Origin of the sequence: Alkanindiges hydrocarboniclasticus (assembly GCF_001982605.1) — a bacterium.
In the GTDB taxonomy this organism is placed as follows: domain Bacteria; phylum Pseudomonadota; class Gammaproteobacteria; order Pseudomonadales; family Moraxellaceae; genus Alkanindiges; species Alkanindiges hydrocarboniclasticus.
The window spans coordinates 105,433-132,411 of sequence record NZ_MLCN01000008.1 but is presented as its reverse complement, the minus strand read 5'-3'; the positions used below and the strand labels follow the sequence as shown (position 1 = coordinate 132,411).

Annotated in this window: 25 protein-coding genes and 1 riboswitch; of the genes, 11 read left to right on the top strand and 14 right to left on the bottom strand. The window is 47.1% G+C overall.

Annotation, left to right across the window (positions count from 1 at the left end):
- Positions 1 to 23 precede the first annotated feature (23 nt).
- Positions 24 to 692: an O-methyltransferase gene (locus tag BKE30_RS03765; RefSeq protein WP_076877314.1), complete on the top strand. Its 669-nt coding sequence runs from the start codon at positions 24 to 26 to the stop codon at positions 690 to 692.
- Here BKE30_RS03765 and BKE30_RS03760 read toward each other — a convergent pair.
- The 4 genes from BKE30_RS03760 to BKE30_RS03745 all read right to left on the bottom strand — a co-directional run bounded on the left by BKE30_RS03760 (position 689) and on the right by BKE30_RS03745 (position 4,473).
- Positions 689 to 1,594, bottom strand: coding sequence for an alpha/beta fold hydrolase (locus tag BKE30_RS03760; protein ID WP_076877313.1), 906 nt, complete (start codon positions 1,592 to 1,594; stop codon positions 689 to 691). The two genes, BKE30_RS03765 and BKE30_RS03760, sit on opposite strands and share 4 nt — an antisense overlap.
- Before the next feature lie 143 nt (positions 1,595 to 1,737).
- A complete protein-coding gene (locus BKE30_RS03755) occupies positions 1,738 to 2,277 on the bottom strand; it encodes a P-loop NTPase family protein (protein ID WP_076877312.1) in 540 nt (179 codons plus the stop codon).
- A gap of 53 nt (positions 2,278 to 2,330) precedes the next feature.
- The gene (locus BKE30_RS03750; protein WP_076877311.1) at positions 2,331 to 3,320 is read right to left on the bottom strand and encodes a DUF2804 domain-containing protein; all 990 of its coding nucleotides are present in this window, start codon (positions 3,318 to 3,320) and stop codon (positions 2,331 to 2,333) included.
- Between the two features lie 133 nt (positions 3,321 to 3,453).
- On the bottom strand, positions 3,454 to 4,473 hold the full coding sequence (locus BKE30_RS03745; RefSeq protein WP_076877310.1) for an AraC family transcriptional regulator: 1,020 nt from the start codon (positions 4,471 to 4,473) through the stop codon (positions 3,454 to 3,456).
- 96 nt (positions 4,474 to 4,569) lie between these two features.
- Here BKE30_RS03745 and BKE30_RS03740 point away from each other — a divergent pair, with 96 nt between their 5' ends.
- Positions 4,570 to 5,454, top strand: coding sequence for a metal-dependent hydrolase (locus BKE30_RS03740; RefSeq protein ID WP_076877309.1), 885 nt, complete (start codon positions 4,570 to 4,572; stop codon positions 5,452 to 5,454).
- Positions 5,455 to 5,804: 350 nt separating this feature from the next.
- Here BKE30_RS03740 and BKE30_RS03735 read toward each other — a convergent pair whose 3' ends face one another.
- The 4 genes from BKE30_RS03735 to BKE30_RS03720 form a co-directional block, all read right to left on the bottom strand.
- Positions 5,805 to 6,299 carry a DUF1543 domain-containing protein gene (locus BKE30_RS03735; protein ID WP_076877308.1) on the bottom strand — a complete coding sequence of 165 codons (495 nt, stop codon included), beginning with the start codon at positions 6,297 to 6,299 and terminating at the stop codon, positions 5,805 to 5,807.
- A gap of 56 nt (positions 6,300 to 6,355) precedes the next feature.
- Positions 6,356 to 7,558: a tryptophan synthase subunit beta gene (trpB, locus tag BKE30_RS03730; protein ID WP_076877458.1), complete on the bottom strand. Its 1,203-nt coding sequence runs from the start codon at positions 7,556 to 7,558 to the stop codon at positions 6,356 to 6,358.
- 61 nt (positions 7,559 to 7,619) lie between these two features.
- Positions 7,620 to 8,273, bottom strand: a complete 654-nt coding sequence (locus BKE30_RS03725) for a phosphoribosylanthranilate isomerase (protein WP_076877307.1) — start codon at positions 8,271 to 8,273, stop codon at positions 7,620 to 7,622.
- Between the two features lie 246 nt (positions 8,274 to 8,519).
- Positions 8,520 to 8,954: an OsmC family protein gene (locus BKE30_RS03720; RefSeq protein WP_076877306.1), complete on the bottom strand. Its 435-nt coding sequence runs from the start codon at positions 8,952 to 8,954 to the stop codon at positions 8,520 to 8,522.
- Between the two features lie 196 nt (positions 8,955 to 9,150).
- Positions 9,151 to 9,385, top strand: a riboswitch (cobalamin riboswitch).
- Between the two features lie 41 nt (positions 9,386 to 9,426).
- On the opposite strand from BKE30_RS03720, the gene BKE30_RS03715 reads away from it, so the two are divergent.
- From BKE30_RS03715 to BKE30_RS03705, 3 genes are all read left to right on the top strand, one after another.
- A complete protein-coding gene (locus tag BKE30_RS03715) occupies positions 9,427 to 11,265 on the top strand; it encodes a TonB-dependent receptor domain-containing protein (protein WP_076877305.1) in 1,839 nt (612 codons plus the stop codon).
- Between the two features lie 127 nt (positions 11,266 to 11,392).
- Entirely contained in the window at positions 11,393 to 11,959 is a 567-nt protein-coding gene (locus BKE30_RS03710) for a cob(I)yrinic acid a,c-diamide adenosyltransferase (RefSeq protein ID WP_076877304.1), read from the top strand.
- A gap of 131 nt (positions 11,960 to 12,090) precedes the next feature.
- Positions 12,091 to 12,822, top strand: a complete 732-nt coding sequence (locus BKE30_RS03705) for a glycerophosphodiester phosphodiesterase (RefSeq protein ID WP_076877303.1) — start codon at positions 12,091 to 12,093, stop codon at positions 12,820 to 12,822.
- A 23-nt stretch (positions 12,823 to 12,845) separates the two neighbouring features.
- Here the strand turns inward: BKE30_RS03705 and BKE30_RS03700 are convergent, their stop codons facing one another.
- Positions 12,846 to 13,421: an META domain-containing protein gene (locus BKE30_RS03700; protein WP_076877302.1), complete on the bottom strand. Its 576-nt coding sequence runs from the start codon at positions 13,419 to 13,421 to the stop codon at positions 12,846 to 12,848.
- 211 nt (positions 13,422 to 13,632) lie between these two features.
- Between BKE30_RS03700 and BKE30_RS03695 the strand changes: the two genes are divergently transcribed.
- Positions 13,633 to 14,811 carry a fatty acid desaturase gene (locus BKE30_RS03695; protein ID WP_076877301.1) on the top strand — a complete coding sequence of 393 codons (1,179 nt, stop codon included), beginning with the start codon at positions 13,633 to 13,635 and terminating at the stop codon, positions 14,809 to 14,811.
- Between the two features lie 75 nt (positions 14,812 to 14,886).
- Here BKE30_RS03695 and BKE30_RS03690 read toward each other — a convergent pair whose 3' ends face one another.
- Complete coding sequence (locus BKE30_RS03690; RefSeq protein WP_076877457.1) at positions 14,887 to 15,243, bottom strand: DUF1304 domain-containing protein; 357 nt, start codon at positions 15,241 to 15,243, stop codon at positions 14,887 to 14,889.
- Positions 15,244 to 15,462: 219 nt separating this feature from the next.
- Here BKE30_RS03690 and BKE30_RS03685 point away from each other — a divergent pair, with 219 nt between their 5' ends.
- Positions 15,463 to 16,893, top strand: coding sequence for a protein adenylyltransferase SelO (locus BKE30_RS03685; protein WP_076877300.1), 1,431 nt, complete (start codon positions 15,463 to 15,465; stop codon positions 16,891 to 16,893).
- Between the two features lie 59 nt (positions 16,894 to 16,952).
- On the opposite strand, the gene BKE30_RS03680 is transcribed toward BKE30_RS03685, so the two are convergent.
- Positions 16,953 to 17,636, bottom strand: a complete 684-nt coding sequence (locus tag BKE30_RS03680; protein ID WP_076877456.1) for a response regulator — start codon at positions 17,634 to 17,636, stop codon at positions 16,953 to 16,955.
- Positions 17,637 to 17,683: 47 nt separating this feature from the next.
- Positions 17,684 to 19,264 (bottom strand): sensor histidine kinase efflux regulator BaeS, encoded by a 1,581-nt coding sequence (gene baeS / locus BKE30_RS03675; RefSeq protein ID WP_083698418.1) that lies wholly within the window; start codon positions 19,262 to 19,264, stop codon positions 17,684 to 17,686.
- 163 nt (positions 19,265 to 19,427) lie between these two features.
- Between baeS and BKE30_RS03670 the strand changes: the two genes are divergently transcribed.
- From BKE30_RS03670 to BKE30_RS03660, 3 genes are all read left to right on the top strand, one after another.
- Positions 19,428 to 19,763, top strand: coding sequence for a hypothetical protein (locus BKE30_RS03670; RefSeq protein ID WP_143253639.1), 336 nt, complete (start codon positions 19,428 to 19,430; stop codon positions 19,761 to 19,763).
- Positions 19,764 to 20,097: 334 nt separating this feature from the next.
- Positions 20,098 to 21,897: an acyl-CoA dehydrogenase C-terminal domain-containing protein gene (locus BKE30_RS03665; protein ID WP_076877298.1), complete on the top strand. Its 1,800-nt coding sequence runs from the start codon at positions 20,098 to 20,100 to the stop codon at positions 21,895 to 21,897.
- Between the two features lie 279 nt (positions 21,898 to 22,176).
- Positions 22,177 to 23,958 carry an acyl-CoA dehydrogenase C-terminal domain-containing protein gene (locus BKE30_RS03660; RefSeq protein WP_076877297.1) on the top strand — a complete coding sequence of 594 codons (1,782 nt, stop codon included), beginning with the start codon at positions 22,177 to 22,179 and terminating at the stop codon, positions 23,956 to 23,958.
- 148 nt (positions 23,959 to 24,106) lie between these two features.
- Here the strand turns inward: BKE30_RS03660 and BKE30_RS03655 are convergent, their stop codons facing one another.
- Positions 24,107 to 24,556, bottom strand: coding sequence for an RcnB family protein (locus BKE30_RS03655; protein WP_076877296.1), 450 nt, complete (start codon positions 24,554 to 24,556; stop codon positions 24,107 to 24,109).
- Positions 24,557 to 24,597: 41 nt separating this feature from the next.
- On the bottom strand, positions 24,598 to 25,023 hold the full coding sequence (locus BKE30_RS03650) for an RcnB family protein (RefSeq protein ID WP_076877295.1): 426 nt from the start codon (positions 25,021 to 25,023) through the stop codon (positions 24,598 to 24,600).
- 343 nt (positions 25,024 to 25,366) lie between these two features.
- Between BKE30_RS03650 and BKE30_RS16510 the strand changes: the two genes are divergently transcribed.
- Complete coding sequence (locus tag BKE30_RS16510; protein ID WP_083698417.1) at positions 25,367 to 26,881, top strand: ATP-dependent DNA helicase; 1,515 nt, start codon at positions 25,367 to 25,369, stop codon at positions 26,879 to 26,881.
- Positions 26,882 to 26,979 lie beyond the last annotated feature (98 nt).

The following is a 26,979-nucleotide window of genomic DNA, read 5'->3' as shown; positions in this document are numbered from 1 at the left end:
TGCAATATGTGGTGTAAGTACAGATGAGCGAACAACTGTGGACAGCCGTGGATGATTACCTGGAAGCGCATTTTATGCCTGCTGATCCGGCGCTTGAGCATGTGCTTCAAACCACACTGGATGCTGGCCTTCCACCGCATCTTGCAGTATCCAGTTTGCAGGGCAAGTTCCTGCAAATGCTGGCGCAAATTCATGGTGCCAAAAAAATACTGGAAATTGGCACACTGGCTGGTTATAGCACTATCTGGCTGGCGCGGGCCTTGCCGCAGGATGGGCGTTTGATTAGCCTTGAAGCCGTGCCTACCAATGTCACGCTGGCACGCAAGAATATTGAATTTGCCGGACTTTCGCATCTGGTAGACATTCATGCGGGTAAGGCACTGGATATTTTTCCGGAAATTGAACAGTCCGGCATTGCCCCGTTTGACTTTATTTTTATTGATGCCGACAAGTCTGGTTATAAGGATTATGTGGACTGGGCACTCAAGCTGTCACGGCCGGGTACGGTTATTATTCTGGACAATGTGATCCGTGGTGGTGGCATTGTGAACTTTGACAACAACACCCGTACCATGACCGGCCTGCGTGAATATTTTGAACACCTGGCCCAGCAGAAAAAACTCACCAGCACCACCCTGCAAACCGTTGGCTGCAAGGGTCATGATGGCTTTACGTTGGCAGTAGTGCTTTAATTATTGGGATGTTGAGATAACTGTTGTAACACCAGACTTGCCAGCCACTTGGGTTGATCGACCTGAACTGAATGTCCACTTTGGGGGCAAATAAAAACCTGAATATCCTTAACGTGTTGTTTAAGCACTTCCAGCGTTTGACTATGAAAAGTTCTTTCTTCCTTACCCCAGACTACAATTTTTTTACCTTTGAATGCTGATAACTCCAAAAGATTCAGGGCTTGAATCCTTTGGTGCGCATCAACAATCTGATTCCAGATGATCTGATAAACAGGTTGGTGATTGAGATAATCAGCCAGCAAAAATGGGGATAATGGCCAAAAATCTGGTGGTAGCTTAAAAACCGCAAAACCAAGCAATTGATTGTAATCCTGCTGAGTGTTGATCCAGAAAGGATTTTTTTGCTGATCCACCGCCTGATAAAACTCGGATGTCTGTGTGACTGCAATGCCTGCGGGACCAATGAACACCAATGATTTTAATTGCTCAGGAAATTTCGCCATATAATGACAGGCAATCCATGCGCCAATTGAAGCGGCAACGAAATGAAATTGGCTGAGCTGGTGCCGGGTTTTGATTGCATCAATCAACTCAATGGATTGATCCAAAAAACTCTTTTTAATGTTAAAACTGCTACTGCCATGCCCCGGTAAATCAATACTGATAATATTAAATTTATGTTTGAGCGGCATCATAAAGCCAAACCAGTATTCCTTAAACCCGGTAAAGCCATGTAATAGCACCAAGGTATCAAGCGCAGGATTAAATTTTTTTGAAATTAGATAATTGTATTGATGATTATTAATATCAATACTCTGTTTCTTTAAGCCAGAGGCTTTAGCCCCAAAAAAGAAATATATCACCCAGATCAACTTACCCAGACGTTGGCTTAATAATTTCATTCTTGCCTCCAGTTAATGCTATTGAATAAATTCGCATCTAATTTTATAAATATAACTTATTATATTTTTAGAATAAAAAATCAATATTTCTTAAGCTATTAGTGAACTTTACAGTCATAAAACTCTATAAATATTTAAAAATATCAAATTTTAAACTGCTGTAAAAATTGTCTGGCCTGCCTTGGTGATTTCAGCCGGACAAACTGAATATGAGCAAATTCAGGATTGGCCATCATTTGCTGATATTTGCGCTGGTTTTTGCCATGGGTTTTGATCATCCACCAGATAATGGACGAATCACCACTTAAAAAAGCCCGCTGAAAGCTCTCAACATTGTTGGTGCCTTCCCAAAGTGCTGTGCCACTGATCAGGCGTTTAATAGTGCGGCTAACCGACTGATACAGATTACGGCCAAACCCATAATCCAGCCAGATCACCAGATCAACCTGCCGCCATTTTAAATGCGTAGTACGGGTGTAGTTGCCATCCAGTACCCAGCTTTTGGCCTGCAAGTGCGGTTCAAGTTTGGCAAAAAACTCTGCATTACTCGATTCCTGCCAATCGGATTTCCAAAACAGGGCATCCATTTCAATATGCGGCACAGCCATTTTTTGTGCCAATGCCTTGCTAAATGTTGTTTTGCCGCTGGCACTGGTGCCGACCACATTAATTCTTTGAGTCATTGTTAAAATACTTATAAAATCCGGCGGCAGATTATACGCCTAATAGCCTGCTGTTACCATTTGGCATAGTGCTGCTCCAGCAGACCCATTTGCGCATCAATGTCGACACGGCTATCCTGACAAGTAATAGTGCCTGATATGGTACTCACCCACTGGTTAAACTGGCTGGCGACTACACCAAAATTCTTGGCTTCATGCCGCCGCCAATGCGTTTGAATGCTCAGTTCAATACCGCCATCGGCACTGTAGATCCGCCACTGGTTTTTGGCCTGCTGCTCAAACAGCACTGCAGGCAGCTCAAAAATTTTGCCATTTAGCCACAGTGAATTTTCACTCACAAAGGTTTCATTAACGCCACTGGCCAAATTAATACCCAAGCGCTGTCCTGTACGATCCATGCCAGAAAGTGACAACCAGTGCCATGCAGTTTCCGGACGCAAAATACCGCAGGTGTCATCAAGGGCTGCGACAAATTGCTGATTTTTCAGGTCAATGGCTTGCTGGTTAAAATACAAACTGCCTGTAACTGATAGCGCGGTTTGCTTATGCGTGTAGGTCCAGCCAGATGCGCCAGTCGGACTACACAGCACCAGTGGTTCTGTATCCTTAATACCAATAGTCGCATCGAGCAACAAGTGCTTGCCACGACGTACTTTTACCAAGCGCCCAGTCGCGGTTTTCTTGATTTCAATTAAAAAGCTGGATTTTTTAAAGGATGAACTACCCACCTGATGATTACACACATGGGTGTGCTTACCAAAAGGCTGTAAAAAGGAATGTTCCAATACCTTGCCAGTTTGCAGGTCATGACAGTAAAAAAAACCATGCCCTACCCAGCCTAAATCGACTACTGCCAAGCCAACCATATACTGGCTGTTGTTCAAGCTAATAAACTGAAAACTTTTAAAGCGCAGGTTTTTTTCAAGGCCGGTAATGTGGCGCTTAAAAGGCGATACATAATGAAAATCATGGATATCAATGCATTGCGGCACCACTTTAAAACGGCCATAACGGGGCTTGCCGTGCTCAAACAAGTTTTTCATGGGTTATTGTCCTTAATATATTTTGTCGCTTTTCCTGTTTTAGCCTAATGATCCTGACAAAAAAAATCACCAGATCACTATTTCTTGGCAAGTTATTAATTCAATACCTTTAATTAACGCTCCTGTCGCAGCACTAATTTTTCAACCGGCGCTGCTGAAATGGCGTACTGCCCGTCCAGCGCTTATAGGCCCGGGTAAAGGCACTCTGATCCGAATAGCCCAGCAACTGTGCAATATCACTTAACGGCACATGCTGATGCAGGTACTGCGTACACAACTGCTGACGCACCTCATCCAGCAATTGCTGAAAACTCACCTCATGCTGCATCAGGCGGCGTTGCAGGGTACGGGTACTTAAATGCAATTGCCGCGCCAGCTGGGCCAGTGTGGGTTCGCCCAACTGGCACAATTCAATCAGTTTGCGCTGTGCCTGTTGCAGAAAAACACCGGTGCTAGGCATACTTTTCAGCGCCTGCTCTGCCTGCTGCTGCAAAATATCCAGCAGTGCCTTGTCCGGTTTTTCAATGGGAATATGCAGGGTATGGGCCGGAAAACTAAATGCCGAATAAGGCTGGTCAAACAGGACCGGACAGCCAAAAAACTGCTCGTAGATTTTCAGTTTTTCCGGCCCACCCTTGAGTGAATGGGCAAAATGCACATGATTGACATTTAAGGGTCGCCCAACCAGTTGCAGGCTAAATTGTTGCAGGATGGCCATGCCCATTTCATGCAGGATGCCATTTATTGGTTTTGGCTGCGGCCAGCGCAACTCAATCTGATGACCTTGCTGGATAATCTGCATTTGCTCCATATCATTATTGATCCACTTGCCATAACGATGCAGGCGCAACAAGGCCTCACCCATATTTTCGCAGGCATGCAGCAAGTAGCCCAGAATTCCAAGATTGGCCGTGTTGATGCCTTGTGCAATCGACAACCCAATGGTGGGTTCCTTCAAATAATCAGCCAGTTGTTCCAGCAGCAACACAAACTGCGAGACGGGCACATGACTGATTTGCTGGCCTGCGCAGGCAGCGCTTACCAGTGCCAGTTGCTCGTTATCGAACACATCAGACAGCGCAATCTGGCGCTGCTGCATAAACTGCACCATGAGCTGTAACTGGTTGCTATTAACGATTGCTGTATTTTGCATGGCGTGATTTGTATAAAATTTGGCGATAGCTGTCAAAACTTTCTACCACAAAAAATCAATACTGTATGCATCAACATGAAAAATGAGAGCATTAGAATGAATGCGCCATTAAACGTACAATACTCTGCTGATATGCAGGTTCGAAAAAATCTGGACTTTCAGCTTGAACAGCACATGCCACGTTTCTGGTTTGGTGGCCATCCGTTTAAAACCCGCGTGTTTGATGCCTTAAGCCTGACCTTTCCAGATGGCGAACGCTATTTTATTAGCAGCGTGCGTCTGTACCGCGACCAGATTACTGATCCGGAATTGCAAGCCAAGGTCAAAGACTTTATTTTGCAGGAAGCGCAACATGGCATTGCCCATGACAAAATGAACCAGATTCTCATTGATCAGGGCATGCCGGTTGATGCCATGATTGGTGAAATGAAATCGCGCTTTGATTACTGGCTCAAGCACAAAAGCCCTGAAATTAATATTGCCATTACAGCCGCCAGTGAGCACTTAACGGCGTTAATGGCAGAATGTTTTTATGCCCAAAAGGAAACGCTGGCCGAGGTTGACCCCTATGTACGCGCCCTGTATGCATGGCATGCCATTGAAGAAATGGAACATCGCGATGTGGCCTTTGATGTGATGCAAAATGTAGCCAAGGTTCCTTATGCCGTACGCGCACGCGCCTTGGCATTAACCAGCGTGATGATGTATGGGTTTACCCTGTATCGCACCAATATCATGTTAAAAGCTGACGGTTTTAATAAGCGCGAACGCATTAAAATGTTTGCTCAAGGCATGCCATGGCTATTTGGCAAAAAGGGCATTTTGTCCTCAATGAAAAAACCCTACATGGACTGGTATAAGCGCGACTTTCACCCTAGCCAGCATCCGGTACTGGCGCAGTATCCGGTTTGGGTAGAAACGCTGGAAAAGACTGGTGACCCAATTCAGGCTGGTGAAGCCTTGTGGCAAGCCGGGAAGTAATCGCCATTTCAATGATAAGGTAATAAAATTCTTGTTACCTTATCTTTATTACACTATTTAAAAATGATGAAACAATCGTTTAATTTTTTGATTACTTTTATAACTTACTTATTAATAAGTTTTTGGCTCATAGCTGGCCTTTTTATACTGTATTTTTCTTTTAAAATTTTCCAATCTACTCGTTTCAATAGTCCAATTTATTACAAGATCTGCAACTCTTACAGAGATTATTCATGCTTTGAACCACAATGGGAATGGACATTATTAATTGCTTGTATCATCATTTTTACTGGTATATTTATAATGATGAATCTCATAAAAAGAACTTTTAGAAATAAACTTGGGGAATTTTAAGTAATCACCAGATAGCAATTCTCAAACTTTACCCCCTGATGGCTACCTTCGACCAGATGCACAAAATGACCTCCTACCTGATCAATCAGTACACAGTCATCCACATCCAGCACGGCATCAACATGCGGCTGTTGCCATTGCTTTAAAGTATATTTACGTGCCCTGCGGCGTGCCTGCATTTTGCTGTGCGCAACAATTAGCACATAGCGATGTGCCTCGCCAAACTCATCCGGTAAATAACCACCCAGATTAATGAAATACAAGCGTAGGGCATCCGGCTGCGGGGCAACCGGACTTAATTGCACCTGATACTGTTCAATACCATCAATCGCCATCCAGGCATCAACATGCAGCCCTTTGGCAAGGCCAAACCATTGCTGCTTAAGCTGTGGATATAAGGCTTGTAGTGAATCCCCAACCGCAAACACCACATCATGCACCTCAATGTGGGCTTTTGGATGTTTACCGCCAAGCATTACGGCATATAGCATTGATTTGGCCCTGTCATTTTATAGTCCGGTCATGGCTACGGATTAAGCACGCCTGACTAAACGATTTCCATGCCATCTATTTTGGCAACCGTCATCAAGTCCTTGTCACCACGGCCAGACAGGCAAACAATAATGCTTTGCTCAGGACTCATTGTTGGCGCCAGCTTAGTTACATAAGCCATGGCATGCGAGCTTTCCAGTGCCGGAATAATGCCTTCAATCCGGGTGAGGTCCCGGAAACCACGCAAGGCTTCATCATCACTAATCGGCTCATACTGCACACGCTTCATGTCTTTTAGGAAGCTGTGCTCAGGGCCTACACCCGGATAATCAAGACCGGCAGAAATACTGTGGGTTTCAATAATCTGGCCTTCGTCATCACTCATCAAATAAGTGCGGTTACCATGCAGCACGCCAACCCGCCCGGCATTGAGTGGTGCAGAATGCTTGCCACTTTCCACCCCAAAACCGGATGCTTCAATGCCGTACATTTTAACGTCTGCATCATTCAGGAATGGATAAAACAGGCCCATGGCATTACTGCCGCCGCCCACGCAAGCCACTAGCGCATCGGGCAGCTTGCCAGTCATGTCCAGAATCTGCTGGCGCGCTTCACGGCCAATAATCGACTGGAAATCACGCACCAGTTGCGGATATGGATGCGGGCCAGCCACGGTGCCAATCACATAATAGGTGTTGTCAACATTGGTCACCCAGTCACGCATGGCTTCATTCATGGCGTCTTTTAAAGTTTTGGAACCACTGGTTACCGGCACGACGGTAGCGCCCAGCAAACGCATGCGATACACATTCATGGCCTGACGTTTTACATCCTCAGCACCCATGTACACCACACATTCCATGCCTAGTCGCGCAGCAATGGTTGCCGTGGCCACGCCGTGCTGCCCTGCACCAGTTTCAGCAATAATGCGGTTTTTACCGGACAGCTTGGCCAGCAATGCCTGACCAATGGTGTTATTAACCTTGTGCGCGCCCGTGTGATTCAGGTCTTCACGCTTTAAATAAATTTGCGCGCCACCCAGCTCCTTAGACCAGCGCGTAGCATGGTACAACGGGCTTGGACGACCCACATAATGCGCCATGTCGTGATCAAATTCGCGCAGGAATTCCGGATCATCCTTCATGCGGTTGTAGAGCTGCTCCAGATCCTGCAATGCAGCCATCAGTGTTTCGGACACAAAACGTCCGCCAAACTTGCCAAAATGACCATTCTGGTCTGGATAATTAAAATAATTAATAGGGGTCGTATCGCCAGACTGGCTGTCGTTTAGATTGCTATTTGAATTGCTGTGTAAATCATTAGCCACGTTGGACTCCTTGCATAAATTGTCGGATCAACTGATGATCTTTAATACCTTTTTCTTGCTCTACCCCACCACTGACATCAACGGCATAAGGATGAGTCTGGGCAATGGCATCCGCGACGTTATCCGGGGTTAACCCCCCTGCCAGAATCAGCGGCACTGTTTGCCCAAGCGCCTGTGGCCAGCTATTCCAGTCAAAAGTCTGACCGGTGCCTCCCTTTAATTGGGGGTGCCATGCATCCAGCAAAATACCGCTGGCACCAGCAGCAACGTAGTGTTCAATGAGTTGGGTCATATTGCTATCAGGCTTAACCGCCAATGCCTTAATCCAGCGGCGGCCAGTGGCCTGACCAATTTCCGCACACTGGATGGGTGTTTCATCACCATGTAATTGCAAAATATCCAGTGATACCTGTGCCAAAACCTGTTGAATCTCTGACACAGTCGCATTCACAAACAAGCCAGCCACCTGAACAAAAGGTGTAACCACAGTCAGCAAAGACCGGGCTTTTTCGATGCTGACTGCACGCGGACTGGGCGCATAAAAAACCAGGCCAATGGCATCTGCACCGGCAGCAACAGCACATTGCACGTCTTTAACACGGGTTAAACCGCAAATTTTTGTGCGTACTGGCAACTTATCAGTCATGCATCACCTGGTGAAAATAATAAAAATACAAACCAGCAAAAATCAGAATTTACCGATGTTGCTATTGTAAAGCAATTTGCCATAAAAGTATGAAGTGGCAAAAATCAAACGCTGTAAAAAATCTGAATGAGCAGGAAATGACTGCCACCTGCGGCGCTTAAACAATAAGGCCTATAGGTTTCTTACGCAGTCATTTTCCAAAGCCATGCCACTATTAAAAAATTGGCTGAGTACAACTGACCGCCATTAAGTAGTAGTCAGTTTGGCATCCATGGTAATTTCAGCATTGAGCAGTTTGGACACCGGACAGTTTTCTTTGGCATTTTGGGCAATGCGGTCAAATGTCGCCTGATCAATGCCGGATGCAACCACCTGCGTATCCAGATGGATTTTGGTAATACTAAACCCTTCGCCTTCTTTTTCCAGTGATACGGCAGCAGTGGTATCAATGGTATCGGGTGGAAAGCCTTCGTTGCCCAGCATCATGGAAAAAGCCATGGAAAAACAGGCGGCATGGGCAGCACCAATAATTTCTTCCGGGTTAGTGCCTTTTCCGCCTTCAAAACGTGCTTTAAAGCCATAAGGGTGTTCTTTTAAGGCACCTGTTTCAGTCGATACCGTGCCTTGTCCTTCTTTAACGGAGCCTTCCCAGTGTGCTGAGCCTTTTTTTACAATTGCCATGTTCAACCTCATTTTGCGGTAGAAAAATATAAGTATGTTGCTGCTACAGCATACCCAGCTTTAAGCCCTAACTTTATTAATGCTGTGTAAAAATAGCCGGTTGTTTTGCAAGGTAATTTTTATAAAAAATGTAAAGTTAAAAATAACACCCAGACCACTGATCTTTTAATAAATTGCAACAAATTCCCAACACTACTATACTGCCCGCGCTTTGAGTGCCTAACAAGCGTTTGTTTTAGTTAAAAAACAAATGGGAAGCTGGTGAAAATCCAGCACTGCCCCCGCAACAGTATGTGTTTAATGTTCAATATGCCACCACTGCAACATGTTGGTGGCAACCACTGCTTAAGGTTTAAGTGGGAAGGTTATTGAAGATAGGTCAGCACCGACCCAACACAAGTCTGGATACCGACTCAAGGCTTTTTATAACCCCTGACACATTCACGTGGGGTGAATGTCCTGGAGCACAGCCATGTCCCGTATTCTTGTACCGTCTGCCCTGACGGCGTCTATTCTATCGGCTTCTTTTGCCTACGCTGATACCACTGTTCTTAATGCAAATACTGCTGCAACACTGCCCGTGATTGTGGTGACTGCCAGCAAGACACCTAAAGCTATTGATCAGGTTCCTGCCCGAATTTCGGTTATTGATGAACAAACCATCCAGCAATCCGCAGTGACCGACCTGCCACACCTGTTGCAGCGTGAAGCAGCCTTAAATATTGTGCAACTTGGAAGTTATGGCCAGCAAACGTCGATCTTTACCCGGGGTACCAACTCCAATCACACCCTGGTTTTAAAAGACGGAATGCGCAGTAATACCGCAACCTCAAGTGCAGCCAACATTAACCTGTTTGACCTGACCGGTGTTTCCCGCATTGAAGTATTAAAAGGCCCTGCTTCTGTACAGTATGGTTCTGATGCCATTGGCGGTGTGATTCAGCTGATTAGCGAAGCACCAAAAACCCAAAAGCTGTTTACCACCTTAGAAGGCGGCGAACTGGATACCTACAAAGCCATTGTAGGTGCTGATCTAGTACAAAATGATGCATATATGCAAATTCGTGGCCAGCGTCTGGAAACTGATGGCTCAGCGGTAACCAATACGCCCGGTGCCAAAGATGCGGGCTACGACCAGACTGGTTATAGCGTTAAAGGTGGAATTGAAAACGCCTTATATGCTGTTTCTGCCCAGTTGGAAGAAAATCAGGGTAATGTTGAATACAACCCCTTTTTAACCGGAAATCAGGATTTTTCCAACCGGCTGCTTAACCTTAAGGGAAGCTACAATATCAATTCTGATATTAAGGCCAATGCCCGTTTTTCCGAATATAAGGATGAGCTGGATCAGACTAATTCCAATGATTATGCCCACACCAAACACCGGGAAACCGACCTCAACCTGGCCTGGAATTTCGTTCAGGGCCAAAATGTGTTGCTGGGTGCCACACATCGCCAAACCGATGCAGACTATCTGACTGAAGCGTCATGGGGCGATACCCGTTACAACGAAAAGTTAAAAACCACCGGCTACTACCTGCAACACCAGTATCAGGCCAATGGCGTAAGTACTCAGGCTGGCATTCGCGTTGAAGATGATGACAAATACGGCACGCATACCGTTGGCCAGCTGGCCGGCCGCATTCAGATTGCACCGCTGACCAGTGTGTATGCCAATATTGGCACGGCATTTCATGCCCCGGATGCTAACCAGCTATATGGTGGTTCAAGTGCCAACCCAGATCTGACCCCGGAAGAAAGTATCTCCTATGAATTGGGCATTGATCAAAATCTGGTCTATGGTTTAAGTACCTATGCCTCTGTTTATCAAACCCGGGTTAAAGACCTGATTGGTTACAACAGCAGCTTCAAACTGGAAAATATTCAAAAAGCCAAACTGACCGGTGGCGAAGTGGGCTTAAATTGGGCACAGGATGGCTGGTTTAGCAAGCTGGAGTATGCCTATGTACAACCCAAAAATGAAACCACCAATAAAGAGTTAACCCGTCGTCCACGCCAGACTGCCACGCTGACATCGGGTTGGGATAATAGCGTATATGGTGTCAGTGCCAGTCTAGTGGCTAAAAGTCGTGCCAAAGACTACAGCCCACAAAACCCGACTCCGGGCTTTGTAACGGCTAACCTGAATGCATTTTATCAATACAATCCCAATGTGCGTGTGTTTGCCAACATTCAAAACATTGGCGATAAAACCTACAAAACCGCACTGTATAATACCAGCGCTACAGGTGCCGAGTATTATATTGCTGCACCACGCCTAGCTACTGCGGGTATTACCTTAAGCTACTAATCAGTTAAGCACACCCCTCTATAAAGCTTCTGCTTGTTCAAGGCAGGAGCTTTATTTTTTGCAATATAGCCTGTTTAATGACTATCATTTTTTCAAACCTTTCTGGCATGTACTTGGGACCTCAATTATGGGACATCGTTTAAGCAAGATTTACACAAAAACAGGTGATGATGGCAGTACCGGCCTTGGCGATGGAAGCCGTGTGCCCAAGGATGACCTACGGGTAGAAGCCTATGGCACCGTAGATGAACTCAACAGTTTTATAGGCGTATTGCGGGCCCAACTGGCGGCCGTGTCTTCCCCTGTTCCACATGATCTGGATAGCAACTTAAGCCGTATTCAGCATGAACTGTTTGATCTGGGTGGCGAACTGTGCATTCCCAATTTTATTCTGGTCAAGGAACACAGCATCCAGAGACTTGAACAGGAGTTGGATCACATGAATGAAGCACTACCCATGCTTAAGGACTTTATTTTGCCTGCCGGTTCACTGGCGGTATCTTATGCGCATGCCGCCCGCAGTATTTGCCGCCGCGCCGAACGCCATGTATATAGCTTAAGCCAGCGTGAGGACAACATTTCGCCGCTAGCGCTGCAATATCTCAATCGCTTGTCAGACTGGCTGTTTGTAGCCGCGCGCCACATCAGCCGTGAAGATGGCGGTACAGAAGTACTATGGGTCAAAAGTGAATAATTTTATGATGCAATCTGCTTTGATTATGGCCCTGCTTTGATTATTTAGCCTGTTTTTCATAATGAACGCTAATTTTTAAGTCACACTGCGGTCATTACACTTATATTGCCATACAGATCTTAAGGATAAATATGCGCTTGATTGGTCATCGCGGGGCACGGAACGAAGCGCCGGAAAACACCCTTGGCGGGTTTAAGCACATTATTGCGCTGGGCCTTAAAGCAGTGGAATTTGACGTGCGGCTATTGCAGGATCAGCAACTGGTGGTCATTCATGACGATAACTTTTTGCGAACTACCGGCCTTGACCAAACCATTGCCATGACCAGTAGTTTTCAGCTGGTGCATACCGATAACCGGGTGGGCTGGGATAGCTGGCCACAGGCAGAGCCAACACCGCTTTTAAGTGAAGTGTTGGAGCTGATTAAGCACTTTGAACATATTGAAGTGGAAATCAAGGCAGTCAATGACGAGCGACAGGCACAGTTAATAGCACATCAATTGCATCAGGCACTGGACGGCTGGCAAGGTCGGGTAACCTTTACATCCTTTGACCTAAAAGTGCTGGAAGCTTTTAAAAGCCTGAATTCCAGTTTTCAGCGAGGCTTATTGGTAGAAATCCCGCTGGGTGATGCAATTATTCCTATTGCCAAGCAACTGGGCTGTTGCCGTATTGGCTTGAGGGACAGCTTTGCCACGCAGGATTTAATTGAAAAAATCCATTTTGAACAACTGCGGTGCAGCGTCTGGACTGTCAATAATGTGGCACGTGCCCGGCAACTGGCCAGCTGGAAAATTGATGGACTAATCACTGATGTGCCCAGTCAAATGCTGGCCGCCCGCATTGAAGGCTGTACCTTATAAATCTAAATCAGGCTAAAACCTCATTACTGGCTTGCGCGTGCAGTGAGCAGCAAGCCCCCATTCTGGTCATATAAGTACAGCATATTGTGCTGCAACTGGTAACGGTTTACACGACCCAGCACATCCATAATCTCGGCTTCCTGTGCCAGCGCATCGTCGCAGGTCATATGCCCTGCCAGCGCCTGAATCTTAAGACTTTTTAAATCACCGGATTCATATTTGCCACTTAGGGCATTGCAGCCAGTAGATCCCGAAACTGCTTTGGCTGTGGATTGTAAAAATAAATAAGGCCGATTGATAAACGGCTGGGGATTTTTACTGTTAATAGAAACCAGATCCCATCTCAGGTCAGTCAGGCCAGGAATACCTGCCACCTTAACCGTAAGCGGCCGGTAAGTAGCTGGATTGCCGGTATTTTGGTTGGCCGATGCAGTCTGGGCAGTTGCCGAAGTAGCTACTTTTTGAGTTACAATTTTCTGCGAAGTGGTTGACTGGCAGGCTGTAATTGCTAAGCTACTGCTTAATAACACAAGTTTTAGCCAGCTCAATCTGGTCGGACAATTTAACCAGTGATCTTGTTGTTGTAATGCGCTAGGCATATTGTCTCCTTTTCAATAAATTTCAATTGGTTAAATGCTAAAATCCGACTTGCAGAAAAATCCTGCAAATTGGTATTGTTTGACTAGTGAACATGTGTACGCCATGTTATGATGACTATAAACTGCACACTTAATTGCTTAATTATAGTGAGCTCTCCTTTCCTGCCTTGTATTCCCCTCTTATCTGTTTTGTTGCGGAGCTTTATTGGACATGAATTCCTCTCCTGCTCGTCCTCCCATTAACTGGCCTGCAGTGATTGTGTTGCTGGGTACGCCCTTGGCCGCCTTAATTTTAATTCCATGGTATGCCTGGAATCATGATTTTTCCGTGGCAGCCTGGGTCAGCTTTGTTGTGTTTTTCGCATGGAGCGGCCTTGGCATTACTGCGGGCTACCATCGCCTGTGGGCACACCGTGCCTATGAAGCAGCATGGCCTGTGCGTTTTATACTGATGCTGGGTGGCACGCTGGCCATCCAGAATACCATCCTGTTTTGGGCATCAGGGCACCGTACTCACCACCGCCACGTGGATCATGTTGATAAAGACCCCTACTCTGCCAAGCGTGGGTTCTGGTATTCACACATTGGCTGGATGCTGCGCGATTATTCCAGCGGTACACCCGACTATAAAAATGCCCCAGACCTGCTAAAAGACAAAATGGTGATGTTTCAGGATCGCTATTACATTCCCCTGGTTATTCTTACCAACATTGGCTTTCCGGTTGCACTGGGCCTGATGGTGGGTGACCTGTGGGGCGTGGTGCTGCTGGCTGGCCTGTTGCGCCTGATTGCCAATCACCATGTGACTTTCTTCATTAATTCGCTATGCCATATGTTTGGTAACCAGCCGTATACTGATGAAAATACAGCCCGTGACAATTTCTGGCTGGCCCTGTTTACCTGGGGTGAGGGCTATCATAACTTTCATCATATTTTCCAGTATGACTATCGCAATGGCGTAAAATGGTGGCAGTTTGACCCAACCAAATGGCTGATTTTGGGCTTGTCCAAGGTTGGCCTGACCCGCAACCTGAAACGCATTCCAGCATTTACCATTCGTAAAGCAGAAGTTGCCATGAAGTTCAAGCGGGCTGAAAAGCACCTTGCCACTTACGGCCATGACATGCATGAAGACATCGTACAAATGCGCCAGAAAATTGCACAGGAATATGAAGCCTTTAGCGCCACCCTAAATGACTGGGCCAAACTCAAGGAACAAAGCATTGAAGCCAAAAAAGCGGCTGTTGCCGAAAAAATTCATCAGGCTGACCTACGCCTGAAAACAGAATTCCAACTGGTTGAGCAACGTATGCTTGAGCACAGTGCCCGTATGGAAACCATGATGTTAAACCTCAAGCGTTGCATTCGCCGCCACGCCAATCCGGTTTAATAGCTTGGTCTGGTATTGCAACTTATAAGATTTTAAATTATCCCGCTTCGGCGGGATTTTTGTTGTCTGTTTAGCTTACATCGCCACATATAAGGCAATAAGCGCAATTGCGGCGGGCATGGCCTGAATATACAGAATTTTGCGGCTGGCTGTGAATGCACCAAAAATACCGGCCACCACAATACAGAGTAAAAAGAAGCTTGCCACCTGAAGCAGAAAACTGCCTTGCAGGGTTAAGGCCCAAAATAATCCAGCGGCCAGAAAGCCATTATACAAGCCCTGATTTTGTGCCAGCACTTTGGTTAAGGCGGCTTTTTCAGGTGTATTGCCAAACGCTTTTAAGCCCAGTGGCTTGTCCCACAAAAACATTTCCAGCACCATAAAATAAACATGCAGTAAACCAATTAATCCAATCAGTATTTGTGCCAGCATAAACATAACTTGTGCTCTACGTGGTAATAAGCCTTCATCATGCTGGTTTTTACGCGGCTGACAATGCTGCTGGTCAGATTCAGCCGTTGGTTTTTGAACTGGCTAGCCATTTAAAAAATTGTGGGCAAAAAATTGCAATGAAAAACCCATAGAGTTTTAGCACTTTATTTTCTGGAATCCTTTACACTTATTTTAATTTACTGTTTTCAGAGTCTGATTGTGCAGATCGATAATCGCTATGCCACACTAGATGAAAAGCTGTTTCATCGTCAGCCACCTTCCCCGCTGCAACAGCCCATAGCAGGTCATTTTAATTCACAGGTGGCCCGGCAACTAAACTGGCCGGAAAGTACTGATTGGGTCAGCATTCTGGCAGGCCAATCAGTACCAGAAGGTTTTGATCCGCTGGCCATGGCTTATGCCGGGCACCAGTTTGGGCACTGGGCTGGACAACTGGGTGATGGCCGTGGGCTACTCATGGCACAAGTGATTGACATGAATGGCCAGTTACAGGATTTGCATTTAAAAGGTGCTGGCCTTACGCCCTACTCCCGTATGGGTGATGGTCGTGCTGTTCTACGCTCGGTTATCCGCGAATATCTGGCAGGCCATGCACTCAGCAATTTAGGAGTAGCATCGTCCAATGCACTGGGGTTTGTTAGCTCAAAAATGCCGGTGCAGCGGGAACAACTGGAACGTGGTGCCTGTTTGCTTCGTGTGGCTGATTGCCATGTACGGCTAGGGCATTTTGAATGGATTAACCAGTACCAGCCAGAGTTACTTCAGGAATTTACCAGCAAAATGATTGACTGGTACTACCCGGAATGCAATGCCGAAGCGGAAAGTACTGGCTCCAACCGCGTGCTGTGCTTTGCCAAATCAGTTATTCAGCGCACGGCAAAGACCATTGCAGACTGGCAACTGGTGGGTTTCGCGCATGGCGTGATGAATACTGACAATTTGTCCATTACTGGAAGCACACTGGATTTTGGGCCATTTGGCTTTCTGGAGCGCTTTAACCCGGCATGGATTAACAACCATTCCGACCATGGCGGACGATATACCTACCAGAACCAGCCCAGTATGGCACACTGGAACTTATGGGTTTGGCTGGGCCAACTGTTGCCACTGGGTCTGGACAAGGAAGACTTGCAGGCTGTACTGGGTGAGTTTGAACCGGCATTTTTGCACCACTACAGTGAAGGCATGGCCAAAAAACTGGGCATTGACGCCGAACATCCGCAAGCTTTTGAAACTGGCATGGACTTTTTACGGCTTCTGCAAAACGAAAAACTGGACTACACCACTAGCTTTAGACGTCTGATCGATGACAAAGACTGGCAGGCATTGCGTGATGACTGTATTGATGTGGCAGCCTTTGACCAGTTTATTAAACGCTACCAGCAGGTAATTGGCGAACACCCTGTTGCCAATCGCGCAGCATTAATGCAGGACAATAATCCGGTGTATATTCTGCGCAACCATATGGCGCAGCGGGCCATTGAAAAGGCCGAGCAGGATGACTTTAGCGAAGTCGAACGGCTGTACCAATTACTGGCAACGCCTTTTACACGCCAGCCGGATATTGAACAGGAAAATGACCTATTACCGCCATTTGGTGAAGAAGTCGCGGTGAGTTGTTCTTCTTGATCCGTGCCTGTTGCCATAAAAAAGACAGCTTAAGCTGTCTTTTTTATTCGGTTCAAAGCTTACTGGCTTTCATCATAATCAAAGCGATAGCCCACACCATACACTGAATGAATCCACTCATGCTTGCTGCCGGTATCAGCCGTTTCGCTGATCTTGCGGCGCAGGTTTTTAATATGGCTGTCAATCACACGGTCAGTCACTTCAAAGCTGTCTGGATTGAGATGATCCAGCAACTGGCCACGTGAGAAAATCTGTCCAACATGTTTTAAGAATAAAGCCAATAGGCGAAATTCAGTAGGGGTCAGGTTTAAGGTTTTTTGCTTGTACCAGATGCGTTGCTGGGCTTCGTCAATTTTAAACAGGGCTTTCTGTGCTGGCTGGCTATGGGCACGGCGCAATACCGCCTGTACACGGGCAACCAGTTCCTTGGGGCTAAATGGCTTGCACACATAATCATCAGCACCAAGCTTTAAGCCCAGCAGGCGGTCAATTTCCTCGGTTAAGGCAGTAACCATGATAATCGGCACATTGGACACTTCGCGCACCTTGCGGCATACCCCCAAACCATCCAGACGCGGCAGCATCAGGTCGAGAATAATCAGGTCAGGATTGTCCTGTAAGGCAGCCTGTAAACCCGTCTGGCCATCATTAAAAATTTCAACCTCATAGTTGGATTGAACCAGATAATCACGGACCAGCTCAGCCAGTTCTTTTTCATCTTCAATAATAAATATTTTTGCCATGGTTACTGTTCCTGATTGATAAATCATTAAATTGGGTGCTCAGCTTTTTAAGCAGGCTTGATCGGTAAGCACAAGGTTGCGCGCAGGCCGCCCAAGGGTGAATGATCAAATAAAATCTGGCCATTATGTGCCTCGGCAATCTGCCGTGACAGTGCCAGCCCAAGTCCACTCCCACCCGTTGCCCGGTTACGCGAGCTGTCCACCCGGTAAAAGCGTTCACCCAGACGTTCCAGCTCTTCATCACTAAGGCCGGGCGGACTGTCATCCACATGCAGTTGCCAAGTGTTGTCATTGATTTCCACACTTAAGGCCAGCTCGCCACCATCGTTGGTATAGCGGCGGGTATTTTCCAGAAAATTGGCAATTACCTGCCGAATCCGGTCTGGATCAATGCACAGTTCAATTTCATGGGTAGGTGGTACTAAATTGACATGGAGCTGTTTGGCTGCAAATTTATGTTCAAAGCTTTCAACTTCCTGCAACACAATAATCCACGGATTGCATAATCTAAAGTGACACTGCAATTGTCCAACATCTGCCTTGGCAAGTTCATTTAAATCTTGTACCAATTTCTTTAACGTAAGTACTTGTCTTTGCATGCCTTGTAAATGTGCTGGTGTGGCTTCACGCACGCCATCCAGCATGGCTTCAATCTGCGCCTGCAACACGCTGATGGGGGTTCTCAGTTCATGTGAGGTATCAGCCACCCACTGCCGCCGTGACTGCTCATGCTGGTACAAAATGGTTGATAACTGGTTGATGGACTGTGCCAGATCGCCCAGTTCATCATTACGGCGAATTTCAATGTGCTGCTGATAATTGCCATGCGTGAGTTCAGACGCTGTTTCCAGCAACTCGCCAATGGGACGGCGGAAATTACGGGCCAGCAAGGAAGACACAATAGCACTCACCAGAAAACAGCTCAGGCCAATCCAGATTAAATAGCGGCTCTGGGCCGAGAAAAAATTAACTGACAGTGTATCTTCCGGGTCAAGGGCTGGTTGTAAGCCCAGATAACCAATGGTTTTGCCATTCAGCTTGATACTGCGTTTTGGCAAATCTTCGGCCGCGCGCAAACCTGCCAGATAACTGCCCTCTGCATCATACAATACCAGTCGCTTGCCCAGTTCAAGCCGGTCAAGGCCGGGCATCATGGGCGGTGGCCCGGATTGCTGAAATGGTGGCAAATAGGCGCGCCCTGCGTCCTGATCATCCATTAACAATGGCGCCAGAGACAACGGCGAAACCAGACTGCCATTTTCCAGATATGAACCATGGGCCGGATTGCCCCGTGAATAACGCTCTTCCAGCCGGCGCTTGAGGCTGCGACGCATGGCCAATTCATACTGGTAACGCAGCCAGCGTCTTTTGACCCGGTCATAGGGCACAGCACCCGAACGTACCGAGGCATTCATGGCATCCTGCCAGTTGCCATAGCGCTGGTACTGGTTGGCAAGGCCATCAACCAGCACATCCAGCCGCTGCATCTCAACTTCAGCCACATAGCGTGAAAAGCCCTTTTGCATGGTGAAATGCAGCATTAGCAGCCCGACCAGGCTAATGATCAATGTCGTCATTAACACTGCAATAAACAGACGCGATGCAATGGGTAGACGTAATTTGGTCACAATCAGGCACTCAGATTCATAAGATGCAAACCTTGCCCGTAAATACTCAAATATGCAAGACAGCGCTGCTCCATCATTTCTCCAACTTGTTTTTTTATTTTAAGTTTTAGGGTATTCCCTCCTACTTTTATGCCAGATTTTTTTAAACCCGCCAAGGAGTATTATGATGAAAAAGGTTTCGCTGTTTAACCCTGCACTGGTTGCGCTTTCACTGGCCGGTTTGCTCACAGCCTGCCAGACTGCTCCATCCCATCCTGACGCAGCAGGTGCAATGGCATCCAGAGACGGCAAGCACCATATGCATCGCCCTCACCAGCATGATCGCCACCCAATGAAAGGCTGGCGTAATCCAGAAGTCCGCGCCCAATTGCAACAAGCCTGTACTGGTAAAGCGTCCGGGCAGGAAATTACAATTAAACTACAAAATGGAAAAACCCTACAGGGTCGTTGCGAACTGCGCTTTAAGCCCAATTCACCACGCGCTGCCACCCAGCCCTGAGTGGCCATAACTGAACTGAAAGCCTGTGCTGGCGTTTTGCACACAGGCTTTTAACTTTAAATATTTTTTGTTGCCTAATTTTTGCCTGAACCAATTCAATTTACCGCCCTGCCCTGAAAAAATCATTTATAATGCGGCGATTTTTTACCATGCTTGACTATTCAGTCATAAAATATGGTGGTAGGCCATGCCTGACTGAACCAAACTTGCATCTGTTCAAATTGGCCCAATCTCTATTGGGAATAATGCAGTCCATCAATCCAGATTGCGCTTTCGTGCCACCATTGATGTGATTTATTTAGTGCAATTTTTTGCCGTTTCGAGGAAATAAAATATGCCACAGTACAAAGCACCGTTACGTGACATTCAGTTTGTAATGCACGAGTTGCTCAATGCCGAACAGCATTATGACAAAATCTCTGCCTATGCTGGTACAAACCGCGAACTGATCGATGGCATTATTGAAGCTGCTGCTGATTTTTGTGAAAACGAATTATCCCCAATCAACCATTCTGGCGATCAGGAAGGTTGTCATTATGATGATGGCGTTGTAACCACGCCTAAAGGCTTTAAAGAAGCCTACCAGAAATATATCGAACTGGGCTATCCGTCACTGGCAGTTTCTGCTGAACATGGCGGCCAAGGCTTGCCGGGTTCTATCGGCAATGCTATTTCTGAGCTGGTTGGTACTGCCAACTGGTCTTGGGGCATGTATCCTGGCCTGTCGCATGGTGCAATCCGCACTATCGAGCACCATGGTAACGAGCAGCAAAAAGAAGTCTACCTGACCAAGCTGGTTTCTGGGATCTGGACTGGCACCATGTGTCTGACCGAATCACATGCCGGTTCTGATCTGGGCATTATCCGTACCAAAGCTGAGCCAAATGAAGACGGCAGCTATGCGATTACTGGTGAGAAAATCTTTATTTCTGCCGGTGAACACGACATGGCAGAAAACATCATCCATATCGTACTGGCCCGTCTGCCCGGCGCGCCAAAAGGCACCAAGGGTATTTCCCTGTTTATCGTGCCTAAATTCAATGTGAATGAAGATGGCAGCGTGGGCGAGCGCAACACCGTTCGTTGTGGCTCCATTGAACACAAAATGGGTATCCATGGTAACGCCACTTGCGTCATGAACTTTGATGCTGCCAAGGGCTTCCTGATCGGCCCAGAAAACCGTGGCTTAAACTGCATGTTCACTTTCATGAACACGGCACGTATTGGTACTGCGGTTCAAGGCTTGGCTGCCTCTGAAGGTTCATTCCAGGGCGCGCTGATGTATGCCCGTGAGCGTCTGGCCATGCGTTCTTTAACCGGCCCTAAAAACCCGGAAAAAGAAGCAGATCCAATTATCGTTCACCCTGCAGTACGCAACATGCTGATGACCCAGAAAGCATTTGCTGAAGGTGGTCGTGCACTGGTTTACCTGTTGTCCCAGTTTGCTGATATTGTGGAAGCCGGTGATAACGAAGAAGAGAAAAAATACGCGGACAACATCCTGTCGCTGTTAACCCCTATTGCCAAGGCATTCCTGACTGAAACCGGTTCTGAATCTGCCAAGCATGGTGTTCAGATTTATGGTGGTCACGGCTTTATCAGTGAACACGGTATGGAACAGATTGTGCGTGATACCCGCATTGCCTGCCTGTACGAAGGAACTACTGAAATTCAGGCGCTGGATTTGCTGGGCCGTAAAGTACTGCAAACTCAGGGTGCATTGCTGAAAGACTTCACCAAGATCATTCACAAGTTCTGTGAGGCCAACAAGGACAATGCTGCCATGGCAGAGTTCCTTGAGCCACTGGCTGCGCTGAATAAGGAATGGGGCGACCTGACCATGCAGATTGGTATGAAAGCCATGCAAAACCCGAATGAAGTGGGCGCTGCTGCGGTTGATTACCTGTATTTCTCTGGTTATGTGACCTTTGCTTACCTGTGGGCCCGCATGGCGCTGGTTGCTCAGGAGAAACTGGCCGGTGACACCACCGAAACCGATTTCTACAATGCCAAGATCACCACTGCCCGTTTCTACTTCAAGAAACTTCTGCCACGCACCCGCTCCCATGTGGACGTGATTGCAACTGGTGTAGAGTCCTTAATGGCGCTGGATGCAGAACACTTTGCATTCTAAGTAGTCCTAAACAGAAGCTGGCGTAATGCCAGCTTTTTGTTTTATCCATTATTAGTATTCCTGATGCAGTAAAACATCTGGCACTGTATCCATAAGCAGTAGCGCATCCCTACGTTTTTTGCGCAATTTTGGCTTATAATGCATGCAAATTTTTAACTGGGTTTTTGTTTTAACTTAGTTACTGTTCTAATCCGGTTGCAGTTCTAGTCCGGTTGCTTTTTTTAAGCTGGTTGCTTTTTTAATCCTGTTTCTTTCCCCACTCGTTCCTGTAGGTGAACCATGCCCATTTATAATGCCCCTCTTGCAGACATGCGCTTTATTCTCAATGACGTGTTCCAGGCTGAACAATTCTGGCAAAGCAATGCCGGTCTGGCCCACATTGACAGCGCCACGGTTGATGCCATTCTGGAAGAAATGGCCAAGTTTGCCCAGAACGTGACCCTGCCGCTTAACCGCAGTGGTGATGAAGAAGGCGCGCGCATCGAAAACGGTCAGGTGTACACCCCGGCTGGCTTTAAGGACGCATTCCGCCAGTTTGCGGATGGCGGCTGGATTGGTCTGGGTGCCGATGAACAATGGGGTGGTCAGGGCATGCCAAAAATGCTGACTGTGCTGACTGACGAAATGCTGTTTGCCACCAATCCGTCGTTCCAGTTGTATCCGCTGCTGTCGATTGGTGCAGGTATGGCCTTAAACAGCTATGCCTCGGAAGAACAAAAACAAACCTATCTGCCAAAAATTTACAGTGGCGAATGGGGCGGCACCATGTGCCTGACCGAGCCACATGCCGGTACCGACCTGGGTATTATCAAAACCAAAGCCGTGGCCAACGATGATGGTTCTTACAGCATTACCGGCACCAAGATCTTTATTACCGGTGGTGATAATGACCTGTGCGAAAATATTATTCACTTGGTACTAGCCAAAACCCCGGATGCGCCTGCGGGTTCACGCGGCATTTCCTTATTCATCGTACCGAAATTTCTGGTTAATAAAGATGGCAGCGTGGGCGAGCGTAATCCGGTTGGCCCAGGTTCCATCGAACACAAAATGGGTATCAAGGCTTCTGCCACTTGCGTGATGAACTTTGATGGCGCTAAAGGCTATCTGGTTGGCAAAGAAAATGAAGGTCTGGCTGCCATGTTCGTGATGATGAACTACGAACGCCTGTCCATGGGGATTCAGGGTATTGGTGCGTCTGAATACGCCTACCAGAATGCCGCCCAGTATGCCACTGACCGCCTGCAAGGCCGTAGTGCTACCGGTGCCAAGCAGCCTGAAAAAGTAGCGGACAGCATTCTGGTTCATCCGGATGTACGTCGCATGTTGCTTAACGTACGAGCTACCAACGAAGCCTCACGTGCCTTTGCCGTGTATGTTGGCCAGCAACTGGACATGACCAAGTTCTGTGAAGATCAGGACACCGTAAAAAAAGCCAATGACCGCGTTGCCCTGCTAACACCAGTTGCCAAGGCTTACCTGACTGATGTGGCCCTGACTGCCACCTTAGATGCCCAAATGGTATTTGGCGGCCATGGCTATATTCGTGAATGGGGCATGGAACAGTGCGTTCGTGACCTGCGGATTGCCCAGATTTATGAAGGCACCAATGGCGTACAGGCGCAGGATTTAATGGGCCGTAAAGTGGTGAAGAACGGTGGCGTGTTTGTAGCGGCCTATTTGTCCGAAATCCGTGATTTTGCCAATAGCCTGTCTGCCGATCTGGACTTCATCAAGCAAGCAACCTTGAACTCCGCTGACAAACTGGAACAAGTCACCAAGCTGGTGATTGAAAATGCCCAGGGCAATCCAAATGAAATTAATGCCGCGTCTGTCGATTACCTGCATGCGTTTGGTTTGGTAAGCTATGCGTATATGTTTGCCAAAATCAGTGCGGCAGCCAGCCAGAAATCCGGTGAGTTCTATGAGAACAAGCTGAATCTGGCCAAGTACTTTGTGACCCGTATGCTGCCAGAACTGGATTCCCGCATTGCCAAGATTCAGGCCGGTGGCGAGCTGATGATGCAGTTCAGCCCTGACTATTTCACCACCTATGCCTAAGCCTGCACGGGCCTTATCGCTGGATTGTACTAATTCCATTGTACCAAGCCCAGTGATTCGGCCCTGCGGTTAAAATTGGTATTGAAACAAAAAAGCCTACGTGATGTAGGCTTTTTTGTTGGGTATCCCGTTGTATAAAAATGGCTATTTACCAGATGCGGGAAATACGGTGATTGCCTACAGACACCTGAACAAAACGGCCGTTAATCCGCAACCATTCATGGCCACGCGGCGGCGCACTCAGGCGATAGGCTCGCCAGTTATTTACCACATAACGTGGTGAATGATAGGCTACCGGCAAATACTCTCCACGCCGCCACTGGTGATAGGCAGCATGACGCTGGGCAGCCCGATAGCGGGCCCGTTGCTTTATCTGCTGCTTGACATGCTGCTGATGCGCATAGCGTTCATGCTGGATTCGTTGTTCATAGCGGTTGTGCTGATGGTGATCATGATTACCGTTCCATGCACTGGCAGATACACTGGCCAGCAGCATTGAAGCAGCCATCAGGCTCAAAGCAAGCCATCTGTTTTTATAGCGTGTTTTCATATTCCTAATATCCATGTTGGAAGTTTCCATGATGCTTGAGGTTTCCATGGTTTAATGCTCCTGCCCTGTGCTTCGTGATACGGCTAGCCTTAACGGCCATTGATCATGCGGATAATCCGGTGGTTCACCACATTGACCAGTACATAGTCGCCTTTAATCTTAAACCACTGCTGATTTCTGGCTGGTCTTTGCAGGCCATGTGAACGATAGCGAGCCACCTGATAGGTCTTGGTGCGGTACTGGTTTGGCAGTACATAGCCGGCTTTCCAGCTTGCCTGCGGGTTAAAGTCCCTCTTGTTGTAATGCTTGTTCAGGTCATGATTGTGCAAGTCACGCTGTGATTCATGGCTCACCTGAATGACTTTAACCGGACGATACTCAACAGCATGACCATTTCTGGAATACTGATGAGCATGATCGTCATGGCTAGGGTGGCTGGTATAAGCAAAGGAATGGATTGACACCATGCTTAAGCTAAGCAGCATCAGGGTTTTTAAGGTAAAAGTAGTTGTCATGATTTGTCTAAACGCTCATTCATCATCGCGCGAAACATCGCTATAACTTTAATTTAATCCGCGCTTGGGGAGAAACTGTGAATGAAGTTTTGCGGTTTAAAGCATGTCTCAGCATCTGAGCAGTCAATTTTCTTCATAATTTGTTACAACTGCGAATGAACGAATACTTTATGTGCAAAGCATGAAACTCCATTAAGCTATAACGAGGCACCACACTTAAAACATGGCTTGTATCCAGCGCTGCTTAATCAGGCTTTTTTTGATCAGCAATGCTTGCATAGCCATCTTATTTTTAATGCTCGCTTTCTTTTTTCTATACTTAGCTTTCTATGAATAATTTTTTATGAACCATGATGACAGCCTTGGTCATGCTGACACGCCACATGCCCCCTTTGCCCTGAACAATGTATTTTTTCATCTCAAAAAATCAGTTCAGTTGCAACTGATTGACCATGATGTTGACTCACATCAGACTCAGGCGAGTGGCGCATCGGTGCAAAGTGCCGAATTACACTATGCGCTAAAAACCATGGCGCAAATGGCGCAGCATCAGGGCAACCTTCGTACCGCCAAAGGGATTGAAATACTGCCGGAATACCTGTTTGTTAAACAATTGGTTGAACAGCAGTTTCCAGTCATTTTTTTAACGGGTGGCGCAGGTACCGGCAAAAGCACCTTTATTAAATGGTTATGCCGTGAATATCGTGGTGAAGTGTTGCTGGGCGCGCCCACAGCGATGGCGGCCATTAATGTGGGTGGCCGTACCCTGCATTCCATGTTTCAGTTGCCACCAGCGTGGATTGTTAAACAGGACATCAAGCAAGGCAAAAAACGTGAAATCAAGAAAGCCAAACTGCTGATTATTGATGAAATTTCAATGGTCACCGCCAATCTGCTGGATGGTATTAGTGCCTACCTGCGGCTGAACCGTGGCATCGACAAACCCTTTGGCGGGCTGACGGTGGTAATGGTAGGTGATTTATTTCAATTGCCACCAGTAATTAGTGAAAAAACCCGCGACCTGTTTGAACAGGTTTATGGCAGTCCCAAGTTTTATAATGCCCGCAGCCTGAAAACCACCGATTACTGTGCCATTGAACTTACCCATACCTATCGGCAAACCCAGCAGGATTTTGTACAACTGCTGTGCAATATCAGGGAAGGCCACGATCTTGCCAGCAGCATCGACGTGCTAAACCAGCGTTGCCTGATTACCAGAACTCCGCCACAGGGAGCGGTATGGTTGTCACCCAGAAACGCTGAAGTTGAACACAAGAATCAGGCCGAACTGGGCAAGATTGATGCACCTGATGTTTGTTATAACGGTGAGCTTGAGGGTGAATTCAAGGAAGACCGCCTGCCCTCACCGCTGCACCTGCGCCTTAAAGTGGGTGCGCAGGTTATGTTTACCCAGAATGATCCGCAGCGGCGCTGGCTTAATGGAACAGTTGGTCAGGTTACTGCCCTGCATGATGATGAAATCATCGTTAGCCTGCAAAGCACGGGCGAAAAATTGGCAGTTGAACGGGTGGAATGGCCGGAATATCACTACCAGTGGAATGCGGCCAAACAGGAAATTGAACGCATTGAAGTGGGCAGCTATACCCAGTTTCCGCTGGTGCTGGCATGGGCCATGACGATTCATAAAAGCCAGGGCCGTACCATTGACAAGGTGCATCTGGAGCTGGGTAAAGGGGCATTTGAAACTGGCCAGACCTATGTGGCTTTGAGCCGTTGCCGTACGCTGGAAGGCTTATCTTTTTCGCGTAGCCTTCACCTTAATGACATACTGGTAGATACCGAATCGGTAGACTTCTATCGGCAACTTCGTGAAGGAAATGTGTTAATTTCATCATAATTTATTAAAAATCCGCCTAAGAAATATTGTTAATAATAATAATTATCACTACAATAGCCAACAATTTGTAACAAAGCACTTCTTTGGGTTCTTTTGGA

Coding starts and splice junctions, on each gene's coding strand:
- BKE30_RS03755 (WP_076877312.1), bottom strand. CDS start 2,277: ATGACTCAAAGAATTAATGTGGTCGGCACCAGTGCCAGCGGCAAAACA.
- BKE30_RS03765 (WP_076877314.1), top strand. CDS start 24: ATGAGCGAACAACTGTGGACAGCCGTGGATGATTACCTGGAAGCGCAT.
- BKE30_RS03695 (WP_076877301.1), top strand. CDS start 13,633: ATGAATTCCTCTCCTGCTCGTCCTCCCATTAACTGGCCTGCAGTGATT.
- BKE30_RS03725 (WP_076877307.1), bottom strand. CDS start 8,273: ATGACTGATAAGTTGCCAGTACGCACAAAAATTTGCGGTTTAACCCGT.
- BKE30_RS03660 (WP_076877297.1), top strand. CDS start 22,177: ATGCCCATTTATAATGCCCCTCTTGCAGACATGCGCTTTATTCTCAAT.
- BKE30_RS03735 (WP_076877308.1), bottom strand. CDS start 6,299: ATGCTATATGCCGTAATGCTTGGCGGTAAACATCCAAAAGCCCACATT.
- BKE30_RS03665 (WP_076877298.1), top strand. CDS start 20,098: ATGCCACAGTACAAAGCACCGTTACGTGACATTCAGTTTGTAATGCAC.
- BKE30_RS03655 (WP_076877296.1), bottom strand. CDS start 24,556: ATGGAAACCTCAAGCATCATGGAAACTTCCAACATGGATATTAGGAAT.
- BKE30_RS03715 (WP_076877305.1), top strand. CDS start 9,427: ATGTCCCGTATTCTTGTACCGTCTGCCCTGACGGCGTCTATTCTATCG.
- BKE30_RS03705 (WP_076877303.1), top strand. CDS start 12,091: ATGCGCTTGATTGGTCATCGCGGGGCACGGAACGAAGCGCCGGAAAAC.
- BKE30_RS03680 (WP_076877456.1), bottom strand. CDS start 17,636: ATGGCAAAAATATTTATTATTGAAGATGAAAAAGAACTGGCTGAGCTG.
- BKE30_RS03745 (WP_076877310.1), bottom strand. CDS start 4,473: ATGCAAAATACAGCAATCGTTAATAGCAACCAGTTACAGCTCATGGTG.
- BKE30_RS03650 (WP_076877295.1), bottom strand. CDS start 25,023: ATGACAACTACTTTTACCTTAAAAACCCTGATGCTGCTTAGCTTAAGC.
- BKE30_RS03720 (WP_076877306.1), bottom strand. CDS start 8,954: ATGGCAATTGTAAAAAAAGGCTCAGCACACTGGGAAGGCTCCGTTAAA.
- BKE30_RS03760 (WP_076877313.1), bottom strand. CDS start 1,594: ATGAAATTATTAAGCCAACGTCTGGGTAAGTTGATCTGGGTGATATAT.
- BKE30_RS03670 (WP_143253639.1), top strand. CDS start 19,428: ATGATGAAAAAGGTTTCGCTGTTTAACCCTGCACTGGTTGCGCTTTCA.
- BKE30_RS03710 (WP_076877304.1), top strand. CDS start 11,393: ATGGGACATCGTTTAAGCAAGATTTACACAAAAACAGGTGATGATGGC.
- BKE30_RS03700 (WP_076877302.1), bottom strand. CDS start 13,421: ATGCCTAGCGCATTACAACAACAAGATCACTGGTTAAATTGTCCGACC.
- BKE30_RS03750 (WP_076877311.1), bottom strand. CDS start 3,320: ATGAAAAACTTGTTTGAGCACGGCAAGCCCCGTTATGGCCGTTTTAAA.
- BKE30_RS03740 (WP_076877309.1), top strand. CDS start 4,570: ATGAATGCGCCATTAAACGTACAATACTCTGCTGATATGCAGGTTCGA.
- BKE30_RS03690 (WP_076877457.1), bottom strand. CDS start 15,243: ATGCTGGCACAAATACTGATTGGATTAATTGGTTTACTGCATGTTTAT.
- BKE30_RS16510 (WP_083698417.1), top strand. CDS start 25,367: ATGAACCATGATGACAGCCTTGGTCATGCTGACACGCCACATGCCCCC.